This is a genomic window from Marinobacter sp. AL4B (assembly GCF_019916045.1).
Classification (GTDB): Bacteria; Pseudomonadota; Gammaproteobacteria; order Pseudomonadales; family Oleiphilaceae; genus Marinobacter.
The window spans coordinates 260,652-280,969 of the sequence record NZ_JAILWZ010000009.1 but is presented as its reverse complement, the minus strand read 5'-3'; the positions used below and the strand labels follow the sequence as shown (position 1 = coordinate 280,969).

The window sequence follows — 20,318 nt, the reverse complement described above, 5'->3', positions numbered from 1 at the left end:
TCATGGGAACGGCAGGGTACTACATCTACATGACGAATTCAGTCAACGGGTATTCAGCGAAAATGAAGCGGGCGGTGCTGGTAATAATCGCGATGGTGTGTGCCTTGTTTGCAGGGTCGCCAGCCACAGCCGTTACAATTACCGGACTCTATAATGCGGATGTGCCGATCTCTGGCTCCAGCAGTTCGGGGGTTAAAGCGGGTTATGAGGCTGGGTTGCGTGAGGTGTTAGTGCGCGTTTCGGGTAGTCGGGACGTGCTAGAGCTGGAAGGTGTGGATCAGCTTTTATCTAAGGCAGAGTCTTTGGTGTTGGCGTACCAGGTTGGCGAAAGCCAGGGCCAGAGTCGCATGCAGATGAGTTTTGGCGCGGTTGGCGTGAACCGTGGCCTTGCTGCGCTCAATGCGCCGGTGTGGGGCGCTAATCGTCCGCTTACATTGGCCTGGATTGCGGTAGAAGATCGAGGCCAGCGTCAATTGATTACTGCTAAAACCAGCGCTTCGGCACAGTCGGACGGTGCGGCTGAGTGGCGCGCGCATTTGGTGGAGGTCGCATCTGAGCGCGGGTTGCCGATGGTTTTCCCAGGCGAGGGATTTTCGGACGACCGCTCGTTGTTATCCGACTTGTGGGGCCAGTTTGTTGACCGCATTGAGGCTGCTTCCGAGGGGCAGGCATACGATGTGATCACCTTGATGCGCATTAGCCGTTCAGGAGGGCAATGGCGTGCGGGCTGGGTATTTGAAGGTATGGGGATGGACGCCAGCGAGCGTTCAGCCAGTGCAGGTACACCAAGAGAGCTGGCAGAAAAAGTTGTGGATCAGTGGGCAGAGCTCTATGCCGGCCGTTATGCTGTTTCTGCCAGCAGTGTTGCCGATTCACCGGCAGTAGACGTGGTTGTGGACGGTGTGTCCTCGCTTGCGGATTACGGCAACGCGGTGAAGGCACTCGAAGGTATGACGCCCGTGCGCGCTGTCGGAGCATCGCGCATCCGGGGTGAGCGTTTGACTCTGGAGGTGGCTTTTTCAGGCGAGTTGAATCAATTGCAAGAATACATTGCCCTTGACCCGCGGTTTGTTGCCCAGAACGCAGAGGATGCAACGACAATCGTCCAGGCAACGGAGGTGGTGCAACCAGCCGCGTCTGTTGACCAGGGCGAGCAAGAAGTTGAAGCAGAGGCGTCGGAAGCCTCCGGCCCTGCCTACCAGTCGTTGCCGGAAGGTGATGAGCAAGACGCAGCTGACGCCTTTGAGTCCCTCTACGAAGTGCTTTACTACCGCTGGCAGAGAACTCCCGGTCGTGGTGGAAGCAACTCATAAACTGACGGAGACTAATACGTGAGATCGCAGCAGTGGCGTTGGATTCCCAATGCACTGACGTTTTTGCGGATCGTGCTGATCATTCCGTTCGCCGGTGCTTTACTTGACGGTGGGTACCGCTTTGCGCTGGTCATCTTTGTGGTTGCAGCGCTGACTGATGCGATCGATGGTTTTCTTGCCCGTTCATTTAATTGGAAGAGCCGGTTAGGGGCGATTGCGGACCCTCTGGCCGATAAAGCGCTGTTGATCACGGCGTATCTGATGTTGACGATTACAGGCGTGTTGCCCGTTTGGTTATTTGCCTTGGTGCTTGGGCGTGATTTAATTATTGTGTGCGGAGGGCTTGCGTTCCATTACGGCGTGGGGCGTTTTGAAATGGAGCCGAGTATACCAGGCAAAATAAATACCTTTATTCAAATTCTGGCCGCCTTGTTGATCATTATTCTGATGGCGGGTTTGTCGATGGAACCGTGGATCCTGACTGCTAGTATCTGGGTTGTTGCTGTTTCCGCAGTGTTAAGCGGCGGCCATTACATGTTGGTTTGGGGTGTGCGGGCATGGAGGGCAAAACGGTCGTGATACCGTCTCAGATGATCCTCGGGGTCAAACTCAGGGATGATGCTCGTTTCGAGAATTTTCACGGCGACAGGAATCGCGAGGTTGCCCGTCGTCTTGAGGCCATTTGTGACGCACCACAGGGGCTGCCCGTGGTTGTAGTCTGCGGAGATTCTGATACCGGCAAGAGTCATTTGCTACAGGCTGCCTGCAACAAAACGGATCAGTTTGGCCGGGCGGGTGTGTGTATCAGCATTGGCGAATTGCTCCCCTTTGGCCCGGATGCGCTGGATGGGCTTGATGTGCACCCGTTACTTTGTCTCGATGATCTGGACAAGATTGCGGGTAAAGCCGATTGGGAAGAGGCAATTTTTCATCTATACAACCGTGTGATGGACCGGGGGGGGCTGCTGCTTGTAAGCCTGTCGGAAGTGCCCGGATCCTTGCCGTTTGGTTTGCCGGATCTGGTGTCTCGGTTGTCCCACGGGTTATTGCTTCAGCTGGGCTTGTACCGGGACGAAGACCGGATGCACATATTGATGGCCAGGGCTGAGCAGCGTGGATTGGTTGTGAGCGACGATGTGGCCAACTTTATCATGCGGCGAGCACCACGAAAGCTCGGAGATCTGTTGGGTATTCTTGATACTCTTGATGAAAACTCGCTGCAAGCCCAGCGTCGCCTAACCATCCCCTTCGTAAAAACGGTAATGGGTTGGTAGTGGCACAATAACAAAGAACTCAAAACGATAATGACAATTGGAGAGACGACATGAGACGGGTTGTATTCAACCAAAAAGGTGGTGTGGGCAAATCCAGCATTACCTGTAATCTTGCGGCCATCAGTGCTGCCCGGGGAAAGCGGACTCTGGTTGTTGATCTTGATCCCCAAGGGAATTCCACCCATTACCTGTTGGGCAAGGCTTCCTCTGAACTGAAGGACACAGTGGCAGACCTGCTGGAACAAACAGTTGCGTTCAGTATGTTCACCCGTCGCCCAGATGAGTTTGTGCACGCCACGCCTTTTGACAACCTGTTCGTGTTGCCCTCCAGCCCAGAGCTGGATTTCCTGGAGCGTAAGCTGGAGGCCAAACACAAGATTTACAAACTGAGAGAGTTTCTGAAGAAGTTGGGTGATAGTTTTGATGAGATATTTATCGATACCGCGCCGGCTCTTAACTTTTACACCCGGTCTGCGCTGATTGCAGCCCAACGTTGCCTGATTCCGTTTGATTGCGACGATTTCTCGCGGCAGGCGCTCTACAATATTTTGCATGAGATTCGGGAACTTCAGGAAGACCACAATGAGGAGTTGGTAGTTGAAGGTATTGTGGCAAACCAGTTCCAGCCGAGAGCGAGCCTCCCAAAACAGTTGGTACGTGAGTTGATTGAGGAGGGTTTGCCTGTACTGCCGGTACGTCTGTCCAGTTCGGTGAAAATGAAAGAATCGCATCAAGCACGAAAGCCGCTGATACACATGGCGCCCAAGCATGCGCTTACTCAGCAGTTCGAAAATTTGTACCGGGTGCTGTACGGTGAGTCGGTCGAATTGGAGGCGTTGGCGGATTGATGGGGCGATCGACTATGACCAACAATCAAGAACATGCGAGTCATGTTGCCGACAGTCTGCTTCAGATAGAAATCGCACTCAGAAGCATGGATGCTTGGCAAGAACAACCGATGCCGCCAGAAGCGTTCGAAAGCACTCAGCCGTTTTGTTTGGATACCATGAACTTCACGCAGTGGCTGCAGTTTGTATTTGTCGCGCGTATGAAACTGCTGCTTGAAACCGGGCAAGCGTTGCCTTCGGTGTCGGGCATTGCTCCGATGGCCGAGGAGTACTACCGCGGGCAGAGTGAAAGTGGCGCCAACCTTATTCAGGCATTGGCGCGCATGGACAGCTTGCTCTCGGGGGAGTGATTGAGGAGCGTCTGGATTAATCCAGACGCATAGACAGGTCGATGGCTTTCACATCTTTGGTGAGCGCTCCAATCGAAATGTAGTCAACGCCGGTTTCTGCAATGGACACCAATGTGTGCTCGTTGATACCCCCTGAAGCTTCGAGTTTAGCGCGACCACCAACATAATCTACCGCTTGCTTCATATCTGCCATCGAAAACTCATCCAACATAATAATGTCAGCGCCCGCATCCAGGGCCTGCTTTAGTTCGTTCAGTGATTCCGTTTCGACTTCGACGGGCTTTCCTGGAGCAATACGATGCGCCTCGGTGACGGAGGCTGCGATAGAGCCGCAGGCGGCAATGTGGTTTTCCTTAATCAGGAACGCATCCCACAAGCCGATGCGATGGTTATTGCAATCGCCGCAGGTTACTGCGTATTTCTGTGCAAGCCGCAGCCCGGGCAGTGTTTTACGAGTATCCAGTAGCTGAACTTTGGTATGGGACACCTTGGCCGCAAACTCGGCGCACTGGGTTGCCACACCTGAGAGCATTTGAAGCCAGTTAAGAGCGGATCGTTCGGCGGTCAGAAGCGAGCGGGCTTTTCCTGACATCCTGAAGATAACGTCATTCGCCTTCAGCTGATCGCCATCTTCGTGGAACCATTCCAGCTTCACGTCGGGGTCTACCTGGCGGAATACTTCGTTCACCCATGCTTTACCTGCCAGCCGAGCCGGCTCTCGCGTAATAACCCGGCCGTCAGCATGCTTGTCAGCAGGAATCAGCATGGCGGTGATGTCGCCGTCGCCAATGTCTTCCCGGAGGCTTTGAGCAACGGATTCAATGCGGGCCTGTCGAAGCAGTTCTGGGGTGATCATGGTGAAGTTCCGGAAAAGTGAATGTGGATTGATGGGCAGCAATTCTACTGCGCGGGAGAGAGTATTCAAAATGCCCTGCGCAAGTTGGTGTAATGTGATGGAGTTCCGCGGTAAACAAAAGGTGACAAATTCTGACAGAAGGTGACAGGCAATGCCTATATGATGTAATGACACCGTGTTTTACATTGTTTAACAGGTTTGGGACGGAGCAACTCCATGGCGCAGCACAATAAGGTCGTTCACTTGGGTGGCCAGACATCGGTAGGCAAATTTTCGCTACCGGTGGCGCTAGTGCGACTTCGCGATACGTCGGGCCAATCTCTGAACGCAGTGCTCGCAGGTTTCTTCGAAAAGGCGGATGACAGTTTGTTTTCGTTGGCTGACAGCGCAGGCTCGAATCAGGATCAGACCTCCTACTTTGATGCGATGCGCGAACTGCGTTTGCGGCGCAAAGCCATGACGGTTTCGATTCTTCAGTACATTAGCCAGGCCTTTAACGAACTCGGGCGTTTTAATCCCGCCCATAAGAGTAAATCGTTGGAAGAAATTGATCGAGACTCGCTGAGTCTGATGGATCACGCGGATCTCGAACAGCAGGTTGCGCTGGACAATCTGACCAACCGTTTGCGGAATCGGTATTCGGAAGTGCTGAGCTTGTTGGCGGCCAGAATTCGTCACACTGTTTCCGACCTGTCTTTGACTGATGCCCAGATTCCCTTGAGCCCCGAGGTGTTGTGCGGGGCGATAGCTGAAGCCTGCGCTGATCTGGATATCGATATTCGCGCCAAGCTGGTGGTGCTTAAACTGTTCGAACGGATGTTGACGGAACAGCTCGGAGCATTTTATCAAGCATGTAACCAAACCCTGATCACGCAAGGTGTATTGGCGGAGATGAAAACACCGCCGCTAGCTGGTGCTAACGTTCCGCGTTCAGTACCCGCATCAGAGAGTGCCGGGCAGGTAGCGGGGGGGAGGCATGAGCCCCAACACCATCAGACGGAAGTAACACCGACGTTAAGTGAGCTAAGCGAATTGCTGCATCAAGCCGATCATAAGACCGCACCGGCGGAAAAAGCCGGAACAAGGGTATTAGATACGCAGCAGTTAATTTTGCAGTTGAGTCAGCTTCAGTCGTCTGCTCAGAACGTTGAGAGCGCGCAGGCTGTGCCTTTGCGGGATCAGTTAAAGCCTGTGTTGGGCTCCGAGGAAGGGAGAAGTACTTCGGTCGGTCAGGTGGATGGTGATGTCATCAATCTTGTATCGATGCTATTCGAATTTATTCTTGAAGATCGCCAATTACATCCGGTGATGAAGGCGCTGATTGGTCGACTTCAAATACCGGTACTCAAAGTGGCTTTGAGTGATCAAAACTTCTTCAATCGTGGCGGGCATCCGGTTCGTAAGCTTCTCAATGAGTTGGCGTTGGCCGCAATAGGGTGGAGTGAAAAGCGTCCGGGTGTGAGGGATCCGCTGCGCGACAAAATTGAAGAAGTAGTTGAGCGTGTGTTGTCTGAATACACCGAGAATGTTGGGCTGTTCGAGGAGCTCGGGGAAGACTTTGGTCATTTCATGGATCTGGATCGCCGCCGCAGAGAGCTGGTGGAACAGCGGCTCAGGGATGCAGAGGAGGGGCGCGCGAAGCATGAGCGGGCTCAGCAGGCTGCGACTGACTTAATAAGTCAGTATACCGAAAACCATGAGCTACCAGAGCCAGTTTTACAGATTATCCATGACCCGCTTGCACGTTACCTTCAGTGGGTGGTTTTGCGTCATGGAGAGGATAGCTTGCTATGGGCGACTGCCAGTGAGTTGGCCGGAAGCCTGGTATGGAGTGTTGATCCACGACCGGTGACTCCAGACACGCGTTCGGATCTGTTGCGAACCATCCCGGTTGTGGTCGAGGGGCTAAGAACAGCGTTGCAGGAAATTTCCTGGGACCCCTTTGCGACAGATTCTGTGATCCGGGATTTGGAGCTGGTGCACGTTGATGTTTTGCAGAATCTGGTGACCGCGCCGCTTGAGCCTGCGGAAGATATTGCCGAGCGTTCGGAGGTCGAATTCGATGCCGATGTTGCGATTGAGTCATCGCTCCCTGCAAGTGAAGAGCGTTTTGAAGTGCCGGAGCAATCTGAACTCGACGAGAACAAAGAGGGTTCAGTTGAAATTGTTGACCAGACTGCACCAACTGGTGAGCCGGTAGCGGTTGCTCTGCAGTGGCTGGATGCGGCCGATCAGCTGAGCGTGGGTTCGTGGCTGGAATTGAATAAAGATGATGTAAGAGTTCGTTGTAAGTTGGCGGCGTTCATTAAAGCAACCGGGAAATACATCTTCGTTAATCGCAACGGCGCCAAGGTAGCTGAATATTTTCGTGACGAGCTTGCGCTTGCGATGCAGGAAAAGGCGATTACGTTGTTGGACGATGGTTTGATTTTCGATCGCGCGCTCGAATCCATTATCGATAACCTGCGGCAAAATCGAAACGATTGAGGTTGGCGCTGGCGTTGTAATTCGTGGCATCTGCAGGCGCTTTGTGATTCAATCAAATGACTTAAATCACTCATTGCCGCTACGGATGAGCCTTGCCTAACACACGATCTGATCTTATTGAGTCGCCTATTTCTTCCGCTGAATTTATTGAACAGGTTAGCGTCTTACGAGCGACAGGGCGTTTCCCCGATAGCCGTTGGTGCCCCTCGCCCAACTTCGGTGCCCGGCCTGACGATGCTGATATTACCTTACTGGTCGTACATAACATCAGCCTGCCTCCCGGGCAGTTTGGTGGTCCCTACATTGAAGATTTTTTTTGTAACCGCCTTGATCGGCATGCCCATCCTTACTTTTCCGAAATCGCCGATATGCAGGTGTCAGCGCACGCTTTGGTAAGGCGGGATGGGGCGATTGTGCAGTTTGTCAGCTGCCTCGATCGCGCTTGGCATGCTGGCAGATCCTGTTTTGGCAATGAGGAAGAGTGTAATGACTTTGCGATTGGGATCGAACTGGAAGGCTCTGATGACATACCTTACACCGAGCAACAGTATCTCGCACTGGCATGGCTCACACGCTTGACGATGGCTGCTTGGCCCGCTGTAACCCATGAGCGAATCACCGGTCACAGTGATATTGCACCGAGACGAAAGACCGATCCGGGACCGGCTTTTCAATGGCCTTATTTTAAAAGCTTAGTGTGTGCCTCGGAGAAAAACTGAATGGTTTTAGTGATTTTTTTGTTGGCGTATGTGATACGCCGCAAGCTGGACCGACAAGAAGCACTGAGTAGTGAGGGTTTTTGGCGCCTCTGGTTTCAAAAAGGCGCAACAAGCAAGGCAGGGCAAGAGGAATCCCTGTTAAAGGGGTATTTTCTGGTGATATTGCCCGCCATTTGTCTGGTGGTAGTAACGGTGCTCGCAGACCAACTAGGGTTCCGCCTTGCACTCTACCCGCTGGAGATGGTGTTGCTTGTTCTGCTGATGGGCGTGCCGGGTTGGCAAGCTTCCCTTCAGGCCTATTCCGAAGCTTGGGGGCGAGGTGATATGCAAGGGGCATGGCATCACGTTAAAGACCGGCTGCCTGCTGATGAAAGGGGGGCTGCCTTTTCTCCGGAAGCGATGCATTTGTCGGCTTCCAAGGCGCTGATTCACACTGTATTTGACCGTTTTTTTCTGGTGGTGTTCTGGTATGTCGTGGGGGGTATAGGGGCCGCACTGTTGGCACGTGGTGCGTTGGCTCTGGCGGAACATTGGCCTCAGGCCGGAGCAAGACCAAGCTATCGAAAAACCGCCGATTGGATTGGTTGGTTGCCAGCGAGACTGCTGGCTTGTACGTTCGGTTTAGCGGGGGATTTGTCGGGTTGGTCTCGAAAAGTGAGGCAGGTTGTGCCCGGCTTGAAAAAAACGACGACGGAAGTGCTAATGATTTCCGCCAACGGGTCGTTAACCGGGTATGCACTTGATCTTGAACGGTTCTCGGAGTTGCATCCGGAAGACTGGCCACGTTTCGGTGGCCGCAGTCTGATCGCCATCAGGGATTTGTTGAACCGCAGCATGTTGGTTTGGATCTGTGTCATAGCAATGCTGGTTATTGCAGGCGTGATTTAAGTCCAATACCACTTTGGAGCGATTAAAACGTTCCAGATGTAGGTGAAAATCAAAAAAATAATATTCATGGTTCGGTTTTCGAATCTGGGCGAGGGCGCTTTGAACTACATAATTAATCCAGCGATTGCGTTAATGAACCGGCTGCCGATGGTTTATAAGTTCAGCCTCATCAGCTTTCTCTTTCTTGGTCCTATTCTGGTGTTGTCCTGGCTGGTCATCTCTGGCCTCAATCAGTCTGTACAAACCATGAACCGGAGTATTGACGGATTGGTGGAGCTTAAGAGCGCTGATCGGCTGTTAGCAGCGGCGATGGATTTTCGGGACTACAAGGCCCCGGCTATTCTTAAAGAAGACCCCGCGCTGGCTGAGAAAGCCGACCGGGCTGCGTCAAAAATCGATGCACTGCTGACAAATCTGGCCGAGCCCCGCCGTTTGTTTGACTCCTCGGGCTCCTGGCAAGAGCAGATTCTCGCGTTGCAAAAAGACTGGCGTTCACTTCTCAACAGTAACAGTTATCAGGGCAGTATGGACGCGCAGTACAAGTATTATCAGGAGTTTGTACAGAAAGCCCTGGCGCTGTTGCCGGCAACAATGGAAGTGTCGGGGTTGGGGCAGAATGCGTCCCGTGAAAACCAACTGTTGCTTGGTTTGGTGCGAGATGTTTTCCCTGATGCACGTAACGCCATTGGTAGCGCTCGTTCCTACGGCATCTTCGCATTGGTAGAAGGGCAGGTGGGCTACGCCATGAGCGAGAACCTGAACGAAATCTTCGACCGTTTAACCAATCGAAGCTCACTGCTCTCTCCCGGTTTGATGGTGGCAAAAGAAGCCTCTTCAGAATTAGCTGAGGCTTCTGCTCTGACTCGTGTAGATGGAAGTGTGCTTGTGGTGCGGGATGCGTTGGACACGCAGGTGATCACGCCGATGCGTTTGGAAACACCGTGGCAAGATTACGACGCAACGGTGGCAGCCCAAACAAAACATTTCGATGCTTTGACCGAGACGATCTTTGAGGTGGTTGGAGCCAATCTTGAACGCCGATTGGCCAGTGAAACCCGGCAGCGCACGATCATTGTTGTTTCTTTGATCGCGGTGATGCTGGTGGTGGTGTACCTGTACATTGGATTTTTTATGTCGGTCAGGGTTGCCATCAACCGGTTCAGTTCGGCGGCCAGAAACGTCGCAGCTGGTGATATGACTACCCATATCGAGCTTTCCAACCGGGATGAATTGGGTGAGCTCACGTCCGAATTCAACAATATGACGGACAAAATTGCGGAGCTGATCCGGTCTGTCAGTGCGACCACAGCCGATGTGGACATGCAAGCTGTTCGGGTTAACGATACTGCCGCGGCGAACAGTGAAGCGGTGGCACGTCAGATGGATGAAAGCAGCCAGATCAATGAAGCCATGGGCCAAATGGTGGCAGCGGTCAACGAGGTCACTGAAAGCGCCCACCGGGTCGCTGACAGTGCCGGTAGTGCTGAGCGTGATACCGAAACGGGCCGACAGGTGGTTGCGGGCACGGTTGAGACCATTCACAAGCTTGCCAGCGAGATTGCCGGCGCTATGGAGGTTATCAATCGGGTCAACAAAGACAGTGATAACATCAGTCAGGTGTTGGTTGAAATCAAGGCTATTGCGGAACAGACCAACCTGCTTGCACTCAACGCGGCTATTGAGGCTGCGCGTGCGGGCGAATACGGGCGTGGGTTTGCTGTCGTGGCGGATGAAGTGCGTTCGCTATCGCAGCGTACTCACAAGTCTACAGAAGAGATTGAGGACATGATCTCTCGTTTACAGGGCGGCGTGAAAGAAGCGGTATTCGCCATGACCAGCAGCCATGGTGCCACAGAGTTGACCGTGCAGAAATCGACAGAAGTGACCCAGGCACTGGACAGCATCGCGAACGGCATTTCAGAAATTGTTGATATGAGCCATCAGATCGCCCAAGCCGCTGAAGAGCAGTCTGCAGTGGCGAAAAACGTCAATGCCAATGTTGAAAGCATTGGCGAGCTGGGCCAGAGCACGGCTGAAAACGCTCAGGAGACATTGGACTCCTCTCGCCAGATGTCAGACCTGACCGCTTCGCTTCAAAAGCTGGTTGAAACGTTCAAAGTCTGAATTTGACGTTCATTGAGATTATAGAAATCCGGCCCTTAGAGGCCGGATTTTTGTTGCTCCCAAAGAATTTCTTTTGCGCCTTCCCGACGAGCTAATACCCGAGATACGACGAATAGCAGATCCGAAAGACGGTTGAGGTATTGTCGTGCACCGGGATTAATCTCTTCTTCCTGGCTCATGCCAACGACAATCCGCTCAGCACGCCGACACACTGCGCGAGCCAAATGACACTGCGCGGCAGCGGGAGAGCCTCCGGGCAGAATGAAGTTCTTCAAAGGGGGGAGACCTTCGTTGTGTTCGTCCAGCACTTGCTCCAGCCAACTGATGTGTTTTTCGCTAATCACCAGGCTATTGGGAATGGCAAACTCACCACCAATGTCGAAGAGATGGTGTTGGATGCGGCGAAACAGATCAATCATGGCATCGTCAGCGGGTAAGGTTTCAACCAAAATGCCGATATGACAATTCAGTTCGTCAACGGTGCCCATGGCTTCAACGCGCAGGGCATTTTTTACCACACGATTGCCGTCTGCCAGCCCGGTTGTACCGTCGTCGCCTGTTCGGGTGTAAATTTTGGAAAGGCGGTTGCCCATAGTGGTCGTACTCCTGGTGAAAGCGGGTTATTTCAGTTGTTTAACTTGATCGGTAAGCATTTGGTTTACGGGGGTGTCGATGCCGACTTCGGCCCCTAGACGCGCCAAATAGCCGTTAATGAAATTGATTTCTGTTGTCCGTCCGGCCAATCGATCCGCACGCATAGACGAGGTATTGGCGGCAGTGTTTCTCGCAACCGCTTCAATGGCCTCTCGTAGTGCCTCGGGAGATTTCGAAGATTGGCCGCTGGCGGTCTGCAGTTCACAGATCTCATGGCACAGGGGAGCGATCCACTGTTGGTAAAACGGATGAGTCAAGATCTTGCCATTCGGGCAGTCCAGGATGGCGGTGAAGGGATTTATGCCGGCGTTGATGATCAATTTCTGCCAGAGCCTGCTAAGAATGTCGGTTTCAGCGTTAACGCTCAGACCGCTTTCGGCGAGTTTGGCAACGGTTTCGGTAAGGTAAGTGTTGCCAGCGGGTGTGAGCGCGCCGACCCAGGTTTCACCTTGCCCGGCATGGACAACCAGAGCGGATTCGGGGCGATTTGCCCCTTCGGTGGTCGTGGCTGCAAGAACAGGGTGGTTCGGCCAGGTTTCAGCCACACGTTGCTGGCTGCCGAGGCCGTTTTGAAATAAGACAATCGGAGAGGTTTCGGGCAGTCGAGGAACTACCTGTTTCAGTGCGTCCAAGGTATCGCCGGCTTTGGTGGTCACGACCAGCAAGGATGGTGATTGAGTGTGGGGTAACCAAGGAATCTGAATCGATAGCTCCGGCCCTTTCAGGGGCCGGAACTGGTAAGCGAGTGATTCGAGCGATTGCTCTGGGCGGGGCACAAAAGCCACCTGTCTGGCAGGAAGCTTGGCCGCCCAAAGCCGGCCCATCGAGCCGGCTCCCAGAATCGCAATCATAGCCTTACATGGCCTCGATTTCGGCTCGCTGTGTACTCAACCGCTGCAGGCTGCCTTGGGCATCGCGCAGCTTGCCTTTCTCTTTTTCGATCACTTCAGCCGGAGCCTTGGAGGTGAACTTTTCATTGCTTAGCTTGCCTTCAACGCGGCTGATTTCTTTCTGCAACCGATCCAGTTCTTTGTCCAGGCGCTTGAGTTCGGCGTCTTTGTCAATCAAACCGGCCATGGGCACCAGGACTTCCATTTCACCAACCAGTTGGGTGGCACTCATTGGCGCTTTTTCTGAGCCTAGCCATTCGAGTTTCTCAAGCTTCGCCAAGGACATCAGGAACTGACGGTTGGCGTTCAGCCGTTGCTCGTCTTCGCTGTTGCCGCCTTTGAGGAATACGGGCACGGGCTTGCCCGGGGAAATGTTCATTTCACCGCGAATGTTCCGAACAGCCACAATGACACCTTTCACCCACTCGATATTGGCTTTGGCGCTGGCGTCCTGTTTGCTTTCTTCAGGCTGCGGGAACGGCTGCAGCATGATGCTGTCGCCGCTCTTGCCAGCCAATGGAGCAATACGCTGCCAGATTTCTTCGGTGATGTACGGCATCATGGGGTGTGCCAGACGCAGGATAGCTTCCAGAACACGCACCAGTGTGCGACGGGTGCCACGTTTGGCTTCAACGCTGCCGCTGTCGTCGCTCAGACAGGGCTTGGCCAGCTCAAGGTACCAGTCGCAGTATTCGTTCCAGATGAACTCGTACAGCGCGTAAGCCGCCAGATCAAAACGGTATTGTTCCAGATGGCGGGTCACTTCCTGCTCACAGTGCTGGAGTTCGCTGATGATCCATCGATCCGCCAGGGATAGTTCTACCGGCTCGTTATTTACACCACAGTCTTCGCCTTCGGTGTTCATCAGTACGTAGCGCGCAGCGTTCCACAGTTTGTTGCAGAAGTTGCGATAGCCTTCCAGGCGCTTCATGTCCCAGTTGATGTCACGGCCGGTGGTGGCCATGGCGGCTAGGGTGAAGCGCAGGGCGTCGGTGCCGTGGGCTGCGATGCCTTCTGGGAATTCTTTCTGGGTGCGCTTGCCGATTTTTTCAGCCAGCTTGGGCTGCATCAGGTTGCCGGTACGCTTTTCCAGCAGTTTGTCCAGGGCGATGCCGTCGATCATATCCAGCGGGTCGATGACGTTGCCCTTGGATTTGGACATTTTGTCGCCGTGCTCGTCGCGGATCAGGCCGGTCACGTAAACGGTTTTGAATGGTACCTGTGGTGTGCCGTCTTCATTCTTCATGAAGTGCATGGTCATCATAATCATCCGGGCAACCCAGAAGAAAATGATGTCAAAACCGGTCACCAAAACATCTGTGGGGTGGAAGGTTTTCAGGCGCTCGGTGATTTCCGGCCAACCCAAGGTGCCGAAAGTCCACAAAGCAGAGCTGAACCAGGTGTCCAGAACGTCGTCGTCTTGCTTCAGTTCCAGATCCGAGGTCAGGCTGTGTTTCTTGCGCACTTCGTTTTCGTCGCGACCAACGTAAATGTTGCCTTCAGCGTCGTACCAGGCCGGAATCCGGTGGCCCCACCACAGTTGTCGGGAGATACACCAGTCCTGGATGTCGCGCATCCAGGAGAAGTACATGTTTTCATACTGCTTGGGCACAAACTGAATGCGGCCGTCTTCCACGGCTTCAATGGCAGGCTTGGCCAATGTTTTGGCGTCAGCAAACCATTGGTCGGTGAGCATCGGTTCGATGATCAGGCCGGAGCGGTCGCCGCGGGGTACGCTGAGTAAATGGTCTTCAACCTGTTGTACCAGACCTTCAGCTTCCATGTCCGCAACAATTTGCTTGCGGGCGACTTCGCGGGTCAGGCCAGCGTAGGCTGCCGGCATGCTGCCGTCGATGTCGGTATTCTCGGTGCCGTCGCTGTTGAAGACTTCGGCGGTTTCACGAATGTTGGCGTCTTGAGTCAGGACGTTGATCATCGGCAGGTTGTTGCGTTTGCCGACGGCGTAATCGTTAAAGTCGTGGGCCGGAGTGATCTTCACGCAGCCGGAGCCTTTTTCCGGGTCGGCGTGGTGGTCGGCCACGATCGGGATTCTGCGGTTTACCAGCGGCAACGTAATGTGTTTGCCAATCAGGTGCTGGTATCTCTCGTCGTCCGGATGCACGGCTACAGCGGTGTCGCCGAGCATGGTTTCCGGACGGGTAGTGGCGACGACGACGTAGTCTTTGCCGTCTTGGGTGGTTGCGCCATCAGCCAATGGGTAGCGCAGGTGCCAGAAGAAGCCTTTTTCTTCTTTGTTTTCCACTTCCAGGTCGGAAATGGCGGTGTGCAGTTTCGGGTCCCAGTTGACCAAGCGCTTGCCGCGGTAGACCAGGCCGTCTTCGTATAGGCGGATGAAAACTTCTTGTACAGCTTTGTAGAAGCCTTCGTCCATGGTGAAGCGTTCGTTGCTCCAGTCTACGGAGTTGCCAAGGCGGCGCATCTGACGGGTGATGGTTCCGCCGGACTCTTCTTTCCAGTTCCAGATACGTTTGATGAATTCGTCCCGGCCGAGGTCGTGGCGGGTTTTGCCTTCTTCTGCGGCGAGTTTGCGCTCAACCACCATTTGGGTGGCGATACCGGCGTGGTCGGTGCCGACGGTCCAGACAGTGTTGTTGCCCTGCATGCGCTTGTAGCGAGTGAGGGTGTCCATGATGGTGTGCTGGAAAGCATGGCCCATGTGCAGGCTGCCGGTCACGTTAGGTGGCGGAATAGCGATGCTGTATGACTGGCCTTCTCCGCTGGGGCGGAAGTACCCTTTGGATTCCCAGTTTTCGTACCACTGGCGCTCGATGTTTTCTGGCTGGTAGGTTTTTTCCATGGGTTTCTGCAGTGACCGTTGGTTGATTCACGATGGGGAAGTTTGAAACCGGCCATTATACATGGTCGCTTTGGTTCGGGCGAACGTTCAGCTTCCGGTGCTCGTATATTCTTGGCCTGCTCGTTTCGGTGTTGGTCAGCGTTTTCGCATGTCATGTACCCGCGCTTCTATGCCCAGCTTTCGCAACTGTTTGTAGTGGCCGCGAGCTTGATTCAGTACCGCCGGATCGTTTTGGGCGACTAGTGCCAGTCTTCGGTATTGGTCAGCCTGTTCGGGCAGGTCGGACGTAAGGATGATGACGGTGTCCCAATCGGTAGCGGCCGGTGGGTAGAGCAGGATGCCGACCGGGTCGGAACAAGGGGAACTTGGGTCGGTTGCGATGCTGTGGGGGATGAAGGCGTCCGGGGTGAAGTTCCAGAGTAGGTCATCGAGTTCTTGCGCTTGTTGTTGGTTTTCACAGAGCACGCACACACGGTCGCCCTGCTGCCAGGCTTTGTCCACGAGTTTGGCTGCGTGGAGGTTGCGGGCAACTGGGGTGTTTTGGGCGAGGATGTGAAACCAGTAGCGCTGGTTTTTGGTGTCCTGACCGGAGGAGTCGGCAGCTGGGCTGCCGGGCTCCGGTGGGTTGGTTGGGTTGCTACCCTGCATGGGACATCAGGTAGTTGACCAGTAGGGGAACCGGGCGGCCGGTCGCGCCTTTGGCTTTGCCGGAATCCCAGGCAGTACCCGCAATGTCCAGGTGGGCCCAGCGGTATTCTTTGGTGAATCGCGACAGGAAGCAGGCGGCTGTGATGGTGCCTGCGGGGCGGCCGCCGATGTTGGCTATGTCAGCGAAGTTGCTATCGAGCTGGCTCTGGTATTCGTCCCACAGGGGCAAGCGCCAGGCTCGGTCGCCGGTTCTTTCGCCTGCGGCCAGCAATTCGTTGGCTAGTTCGTCGTCGTTGGCCAGCATGCCGGTTGCCTGATGGCCCAGGGCGATGATGCAGGCGCCGGTGAGGGTGGCGAGGTCGATAACGGTTTCAGGGTCGAATTTCTTCACGTAGGTGAGGGCGTCGCAAAGTACCAAGCGGCCTTCGGCGTCGGTGTTGAGGATCTCAACGGTTTTGCCGCTCAAGGTGGTGACGATGTCGCCCGGGCGTGTCGCGGAGCCGTCGGGCATGTTTTCAGCGGCTGCAATGACGGCCACTACGTTGATGTTGGGCTTGGTTTCGGCCAGCACTTTCATGGTGCCGAATACGCTGGCGGAGCCACCCATGTCGTATTTCATTTCGTCCATGCCGGCGCCGGGCTTCAGGCTGATGCCGCCGCTGTCGAAAGTTATGCCTTTACCGACCAATACGTAAGGTTTTTCGTCAGCTTTGCCACCGTGGTATTCCATAACAATCAGGCGGGGAGGCTGTTCGGAGCCTTTGCCTACAGCCAGGATAGTGTTCATGCCCATTTCGGCCATCTGCTTTTCATCCACTACTTCGGTTTTGATGCAGTCGTGCTCTTTGGCCATGTTTTGCGCTTGTTCGGCCAGCCATACGGGGTGACACACGTTTGGCGGTGTGTTGCCGAGATCGCGGGTGTAGTTCATGCCGCGTCCGGTAGCCAGGCCCAGGTTGAAGGCGTCTTTCTGAGATTGGTCTGCGTCCGACGCTTGCGCAACAACTTTGTTGAGTTTGCGGGCTGGTGGCTGCTCGCTCTTGAATCCGGTGAAGGTGTAAAGTTGCTCTTCCAGCGTGCGGCCAAGCAGGTTCAAGCGCGCGTCTTCTGAAGCGATGGTTTCTGAACCCTGAATTTGGGTGTCGGTCAGGCAGATGAGGGCACTGTTGGATGGGCCGTCTTTGAGTGCGCCTACGGCGGCGATCAGGGCTTTTCGGTAGTTGGCTTGATGGCGCTCGTCGTCTTTGCCTGTGCCGATAACAATCACGCGCTGCCAAGGTTGCTCGGTAAGAGGTAGGGTGTTAACCGTGGCGTTTTTGCCGGTCAGGTCACCGGCTTGTTTCAGTTGTTTGATCAGCCCTCCCAATGCCTGGTCTGCTGCTTTGGTGGTCTCCGGCCATTCACCGTTTTCGGGCAGTCCGATGACGAGGCAGTCGGTGTTGGTCGCCGTGATGGCTTTGCTGCTCAGGCTGAAATTCATGACAACTCCTGTTGAGTGATTCAAGTGTTGGGCTTAGCCCAGAGTTTTGTATGTTCTCTAGGATTGGGGCTAAGGCGCGAATAATCAAGCAGACGGCCTATATTGCTTGAATGGCTTTAATGGTTGACTGCTTTACTGTCAATCAGTGGCAAGGTTACATAGAATACGCGCAGTTTCCTGTATCCACCATCTTCTAACCGGGCGCCACCAGAGAGACTGATTTGACTATCATTTTCCGTTACCTCATTCGCCAGATCATGGTGAGCATGTTCGCCGTTTCCGGCATTTTGTTGCTGGTTTTCATGAGTGGCCGGTTCATTAAATATCTAGGCAGTGCCGCCGAGGGTGAAATTGCCGCAGGTGTTTTGTTTGCCATCATGGGTTACCGATTTCCGGGATTTCTTGAGCTGATTCTTCCGTTGGGTTTGTTCATCGGCATATTGTTGGCTTATGGCCGCATGTACCTCGAAAGCGAGATGACCGTGTTGTTTGCATGCGGTGTGAGTGAGCGTCAATTGCTGGCGAAAACACTGCTGGGTGCGTTGCCTGTCATGTTTGTGGTGGGTGCGATGAGCCTCTACGTGTCGCCTTGGGGGATGAAGCAGGTTGAGCAGATCTTCAACGAGCAGCGCAAGGCCACGGAGTTTGAAATGTTGGCGCCGGGACGCTTTCAGGATCTTAGCTCCGGTACCCGCGTGACTTATACCGAGTCTTTGAGCGACGACAAACGCCAGCTGCAAGGTGTTTTTATCGCGGAATACGGTCGGGATGGCGAAGGGATTACGCTGATTACGGCAGAAACGGGTTCGCAACTGATTGATGAAGAAACCGGTAGCCGGTTTTTGATTCTTGAAGAAGGAGGGCGTTTTCAGGGCGTGCCCGGACAGCTTGATCACAGCGTGACACTTTTTGATGCCTACGGTTTGAAAATTCAGAGCGGTGAAGCGGGCACGAAAGAGCTGGAAGAAGGTATTTCAACACTCGATCTCTGGAATTCGGATGATCCGGAAGATCGCGCGTTATTGCATTGGCGTATTTCTCTGCCGTTGATTGTCCCTATCATCACCCTGTTGGCAGTGCGTCTGAGCCGTGTGAATCCGAGGCAGGGTCGATTCTTCCATTTGTTGCCAGCCATGTTGGTGTACATCACCTATCTCGGTTTACTGATTGTCGCAAGGGATGCGCTGGCGGATGGCAAAGTGCCGGAGTGGCTGGGCATGTTGTGGGTTCATGCACTGTTCTTGTCGCTAGGCTTGTGGCTGCAGTTTGGCCCGACTTGGCTAAATCGCCGTCGCCTCGAAAAGGAGACGAATGCCCATGCGTAAGATCGACAACTATGTGATGACCACCGTGGGCGGTGCCATGTTTTTGGTGATGGTAGTGGTGCTGTCGCTGGATTTAATTTTTGCCTTCATCGCCGAGCTTGAAGATACCCGTAATGGCTACCAGACCATGGAGGCGCTCTGGTACGTGGCGCTGACGTTACCTCGCCGAATTTATGATTACCTGCCCTTGGGGGCCTTTATGGGGTGCCTGGTTGGGCTGGGAACCATGGCCAGTTCGTCGGAACTGACGGTGATACGGGCCGCTGGCGTCTCTTTGAAGCGCATCGTCTGGTCGGCCATGAAGCCGGCGTTGATTGTAGTGTTGTTGGGTGTGTTTATTGGTGAGTATGTGGCGCCAGCCACCGAGCGCATTGCTCAGAGCGATAAAGCGGTTGCGATGGGGGGCGGTAAGAATGTCGCCGAAGCCCATGGGGTTTGGCATCGGGAAGGGAATACCTTCATGCACTTGAACGCGGTGCAGCCTGACGGTGTATTGATAGGCGTGTCCTTGTTTGAATTTGACAACGAGCGGCAGCTGACCCAATCCAGTTTTGCACAGAAGGCAGCCTTTCATGGCGATCACTGGATTCTTGAGAACGTGGTCACCACTCGCATTGAAGAAGACCGCACGGTTCGTGATGAGCAAGCATCACTGCGGTGGGATACCGGTTTATCGCCGGAAGTGCTCAGTGTACTGATCGTGAAGCCCGAAAACCTATCAATGACCGGGTTGTTCACTTACGCCCGATACTTGGGGGAGCAGGGTTTGACTGCCGCCCAATATTGGCTGGCATTCTGGAAAAAAGCGCTAATGCCCTTAGGAACGGCCGTCATGGTGTTGGTGGCTATTTCGTTTGTATTCGGACCGCTGCGTTCGGTCACTATGGGTTTTCGCGTGTTTACCGGTTTATTGGTGGGGCTGCTGTTCAAGTATATGCAGGATCTTCTGGGGCCGATGAGCATGGTTTACGGTTTTAATCCGATGATTGCCGTGCTGGCTCCAATACTGATTAATGCTGCGGTAGGGGCTGTGCTAATGAGGCGGGCCGGCTAAGCCGGCCCAAGGCTGGTTATTTCTTGGTGGGTTTGGGTAAGGTTACAACCACGCTGTCGGAAATGCGGTCAGTGATCGAAAGACCGTTGATCGGGTAAAACAGTGCGATGATGGCTGGTACGGTCAGCAGCAATGTGACCGCGCCCAGGTAGTGGCCGCCGAGCATGGCCAGAAAAACCACGGCCGATGCGGTGCCGTAGCGGAGCAGAGACTGCGTCCAACTTACCGATGTGCCGTTCAGATTTTCGATGCGTACGCGCCAAACCTGCATACCAAGTGTCTGGCCTGCGCGAGTCCAGAAATAAGCAAAGAACAGATACAGCACAAGGAACAGGACAAACGTTAGCCCGGGATCTCCGGAGAGCTGGCCTGCTTCCGCCATTTGTTCGTAGGTATCCCAGCCTGTTATCCAGCCGGCAACCATGGTGTAGGCCCAAGTGGCCACCAATAGCACTGCAATGCTGATCAAGCCGTCGTAGATAATGGCGAGTGCTCGCTTTAATGCTGTGGCTGGCGGCAATAGTTCCTCGGCGTCGTGGAAGCGGCGGGGCATGGGTTCTCCTATGAGGTTTCACGTTTTTCATGTTCTC

18 protein-coding genes are annotated in these 20,318 nt (G+C 54.2%); 11 read left to right on the top strand and 7 right to left on the bottom strand.

The window, feature by feature from the left end; genetic code table 11:
• The first annotated feature begins 29 nt into the window (after nucleotides 1-29).
• The 5 genes from K5L82_RS01870 to K5L82_RS01850 are packed head-to-tail and all read left to right on the top strand — an operon-like array spanning nucleotide 30 to nucleotide 3,785.
• A complete protein-coding gene (locus K5L82_RS01870; protein WP_223132957.1) occupies nucleotides 30-1,313 on the top strand; it encodes a DUF2066 domain-containing protein in 1,284 nt (427 codons plus the stop codon).
• Nucleotides 1,314-1,331: 18 nt separating this feature from the next.
• Complete coding sequence (locus tag K5L82_RS01865; protein ID WP_223132956.1) at nucleotides 1,332-1,892, top strand: CDP-alcohol phosphatidyltransferase family protein; 561 nt, start codon at nucleotides 1,332-1,334, stop codon at nucleotides 1,890-1,892.
• Nucleotides 1,871-2,587 (top strand): DnaA regulatory inactivator Hda, encoded by a 717-nt coding sequence (hda, locus tag K5L82_RS01860; protein WP_165950588.1) that lies wholly within the window; start codon nucleotides 1,871-1,873, stop codon nucleotides 2,585-2,587. Before K5L82_RS01865 ends, hda begins: the two co-directional genes overlap by 22 nt.
• 50 nt (nucleotides 2,588-2,637) lie before the next feature.
• Nucleotides 2,638-3,435 carry a ParA family protein gene (locus K5L82_RS01855; protein WP_133005204.1) on the top strand — a complete coding sequence of 266 codons (798 nt, stop codon included), beginning with the start codon at nucleotides 2,638-2,640 and terminating at the stop codon, nucleotides 3,433-3,435.
• Nucleotides 3,436-3,449: 14 nt separating this feature from the next.
• Nucleotides 3,450-3,785 carry a YqcC family protein gene (locus tag K5L82_RS01850; RefSeq protein WP_223132955.1) on the top strand — a complete coding sequence of 112 codons (336 nt, stop codon included), beginning with the start codon at nucleotides 3,450-3,452 and terminating at the stop codon, nucleotides 3,783-3,785.
• A gap of 16 nt (nucleotides 3,786-3,801) precedes the next feature.
• On the opposite strand, the gene nadC is transcribed toward K5L82_RS01850, so the two are convergent.
• Nucleotides 3,802-4,641: a carboxylating nicotinate-nucleotide diphosphorylase gene (gene nadC, locus K5L82_RS01845; RefSeq protein WP_133005206.1), complete on the bottom strand. Its 840-nt coding sequence runs from the start codon at nucleotides 4,639-4,641 to the stop codon at nucleotides 3,802-3,804.
• Nucleotides 4,642-4,857: 216 nt separating this feature from the next.
• Between nadC and K5L82_RS01840 the strand changes: the two genes are divergently transcribed.
• The 4 genes from K5L82_RS01840 (at nucleotide 4,858) to K5L82_RS01825 (ending at nucleotide 10,859) form a co-directional block, all read left to right on the top strand.
• Nucleotides 4,858-7,128 carry a DUF1631 domain-containing protein gene (locus K5L82_RS01840; RefSeq protein ID WP_223132954.1) on the top strand — a complete coding sequence of 757 codons (2,271 nt, stop codon included), beginning with the start codon at nucleotides 4,858-4,860 and terminating at the stop codon, nucleotides 7,126-7,128.
• A 146-nt stretch (nucleotides 7,129-7,274) separates the two neighbouring features.
• Nucleotides 7,275-7,847: a 1,6-anhydro-N-acetylmuramyl-L-alanine amidase AmpD gene (gene ampD, locus K5L82_RS01835; protein ID WP_228259078.1), complete on the top strand. Its 573-nt coding sequence runs from the start codon at nucleotides 7,275-7,277 to the stop codon at nucleotides 7,845-7,847.
• Nucleotides 7,848-8,735, top strand: a complete 888-nt coding sequence (locus K5L82_RS01830) for a histidine kinase (RefSeq protein WP_223132953.1) — start codon at nucleotides 7,848-7,850, stop codon at nucleotides 8,733-8,735.
• Nucleotides 8,736-8,834: 99 nt separating this feature from the next.
• On the top strand, nucleotides 8,835-10,859 hold the full coding sequence (locus K5L82_RS01825; protein WP_223132952.1) for a methyl-accepting chemotaxis protein: 2,025 nt from the start codon (nucleotides 8,835-8,837) through the stop codon (nucleotides 10,857-10,859).
• A 35-nt stretch (nucleotides 10,860-10,894) separates the two neighbouring features.
• Here the strand turns inward: K5L82_RS01825 and K5L82_RS01820 are convergent, their stop codons facing one another.
• The 5 genes from K5L82_RS01820 to K5L82_RS01800 all read right to left on the bottom strand — a co-directional run bounded on the left by K5L82_RS01820 (nucleotide 10,895) and on the right by K5L82_RS01800 (nucleotide 17,349).
• Nucleotides 10,895-11,452 carry a cob(I)yrinic acid a,c-diamide adenosyltransferase gene (locus tag K5L82_RS01820; RefSeq protein WP_133005211.1) on the bottom strand — a complete coding sequence of 186 codons (558 nt, stop codon included), beginning with the start codon at nucleotides 11,450-11,452 and terminating at the stop codon, nucleotides 10,895-10,897.
• Nucleotides 11,453-11,479: 27 nt separating this feature from the next.
• Nucleotides 11,480-12,364, bottom strand: a complete 885-nt coding sequence (locus K5L82_RS01815; protein ID WP_223132951.1) for a ketopantoate reductase family protein — start codon at nucleotides 12,362-12,364, stop codon at nucleotides 11,480-11,482.
• A 4-nt stretch (nucleotides 12,365-12,368) separates the two neighbouring features.
• A complete protein-coding gene (locus K5L82_RS01810; RefSeq protein ID WP_223132950.1) occupies nucleotides 12,369-15,221 on the bottom strand; it encodes a valine--tRNA ligase in 2,853 nt (950 codons plus the stop codon).
• Nucleotides 15,222-15,356: 135 nt separating this feature from the next.
• Nucleotides 15,357-15,869, bottom strand: a complete 513-nt coding sequence (locus tag K5L82_RS01805; protein WP_223132949.1) for a DNA polymerase III subunit chi — start codon at nucleotides 15,867-15,869, stop codon at nucleotides 15,357-15,359.
• A complete protein-coding gene (locus tag K5L82_RS01800; protein WP_223132948.1) occupies nucleotides 15,859-17,349 on the bottom strand; it encodes a leucyl aminopeptidase in 1,491 nt (496 codons plus the stop codon). The genes K5L82_RS01805 and K5L82_RS01800 overlap by 11 nt, the downstream gene beginning before the upstream one ends.
• A gap of 221 nt (nucleotides 17,350-17,570) precedes the next feature.
• Between K5L82_RS01800 and lptF the strand changes: the two genes are divergently transcribed.
• Together lptF and lptG are read left to right on the top strand one after the other, a co-directional pair.
• A complete protein-coding gene (lptF, locus tag K5L82_RS01795) occupies nucleotides 17,571-18,674 on the top strand; it encodes an LPS export ABC transporter permease LptF (RefSeq protein ID WP_133005216.1) in 1,104 nt (367 codons plus the stop codon).
• Nucleotides 18,667-19,728 carry an LPS export ABC transporter permease LptG gene (gene lptG / locus K5L82_RS01790; protein ID WP_133005217.1) on the top strand — a complete coding sequence of 354 codons (1,062 nt, stop codon included), beginning with the start codon at nucleotides 18,667-18,669 and terminating at the stop codon, nucleotides 19,726-19,728. The genes lptF and lptG overlap by 8 nt, the downstream gene beginning before the upstream one ends.
• A gap of 16 nt (nucleotides 19,729-19,744) precedes the next feature.
• On the opposite strand, the gene K5L82_RS01785 is transcribed toward lptG, so the two are convergent.
• The gene (locus tag K5L82_RS01785; RefSeq protein ID WP_133005218.1) at nucleotides 19,745-20,281 is read right to left on the bottom strand and encodes an RDD family protein; all 537 of its coding nucleotides are present in this window, start codon (nucleotides 20,279-20,281) and stop codon (nucleotides 19,745-19,747) included.
• Nucleotides 20,282-20,318: the final 37 nt, after the last annotated feature.

Coding starts and splice junctions, on each gene's coding strand:
- K5L82_RS01870 (WP_223132957.1), top strand. CDS start 30: ATGACGAATTCAGTCAACGGGTATTCAGCGAAAATGAAGCGGGCGGTG.
- hda (WP_165950588.1), top strand. CDS start 1,871: ATGGAGGGCAAAACGGTCGTGATACCGTCTCAGATGATCCTCGGGGTC.
- K5L82_RS01855 (WP_133005204.1), top strand. CDS start 2,638: ATGAGACGGGTTGTATTCAACCAAAAAGGTGGTGTGGGCAAATCCAGC.
- K5L82_RS01850 (WP_223132955.1), top strand. CDS start 3,450: ATGACCAACAATCAAGAACATGCGAGTCATGTTGCCGACAGTCTGCTT.
- nadC (WP_133005206.1), bottom strand. CDS start 4,641: ATGATCACCCCAGAACTGCTTCGACAGGCCCGCATTGAATCCGTTGCT.
- K5L82_RS01840 (WP_223132954.1), top strand. CDS start 4,858: ATGGCGCAGCACAATAAGGTCGTTCACTTGGGTGGCCAGACATCGGTA.
- K5L82_RS01830 (WP_223132953.1), top strand. CDS start 7,848: ATGGTTTTAGTGATTTTTTTGTTGGCGTATGTGATACGCCGCAAGCTG.
- K5L82_RS01820 (WP_133005211.1), bottom strand. CDS start 11,452: ATGGGCAACCGCCTTTCCAAAATTTACACCCGAACAGGCGACGACGGT.
- K5L82_RS01815 (WP_223132951.1), bottom strand. CDS start 12,364: ATGATTGCGATTCTGGGAGCCGGCTCGATGGGCCGGCTTTGGGCGGCC.
- K5L82_RS01810 (WP_223132950.1), bottom strand. CDS start 15,221: ATGGAAAAAACCTACCAGCCAGAAAACATCGAGCGCCAGTGGTACGAA.
- K5L82_RS01805 (WP_223132949.1), bottom strand. CDS start 15,869: ATGCAGGGTAGCAACCCAACCAACCCACCGGAGCCCGGCAGCCCAGCT.
- K5L82_RS01800 (WP_223132948.1), bottom strand. CDS start 17,349: ATGAATTTCAGCCTGAGCAGCAAAGCCATCACGGCGACCAACACCGAC.
- lptG (WP_133005217.1), top strand. CDS start 18,667: ATGCGTAAGATCGACAACTATGTGATGACCACCGTGGGCGGTGCCATG.
- K5L82_RS01785 (WP_133005218.1), bottom strand. CDS start 20,281: ATGCCCCGCCGCTTCCACGACGCCGAGGAACTATTGCCGCCAGCCACA.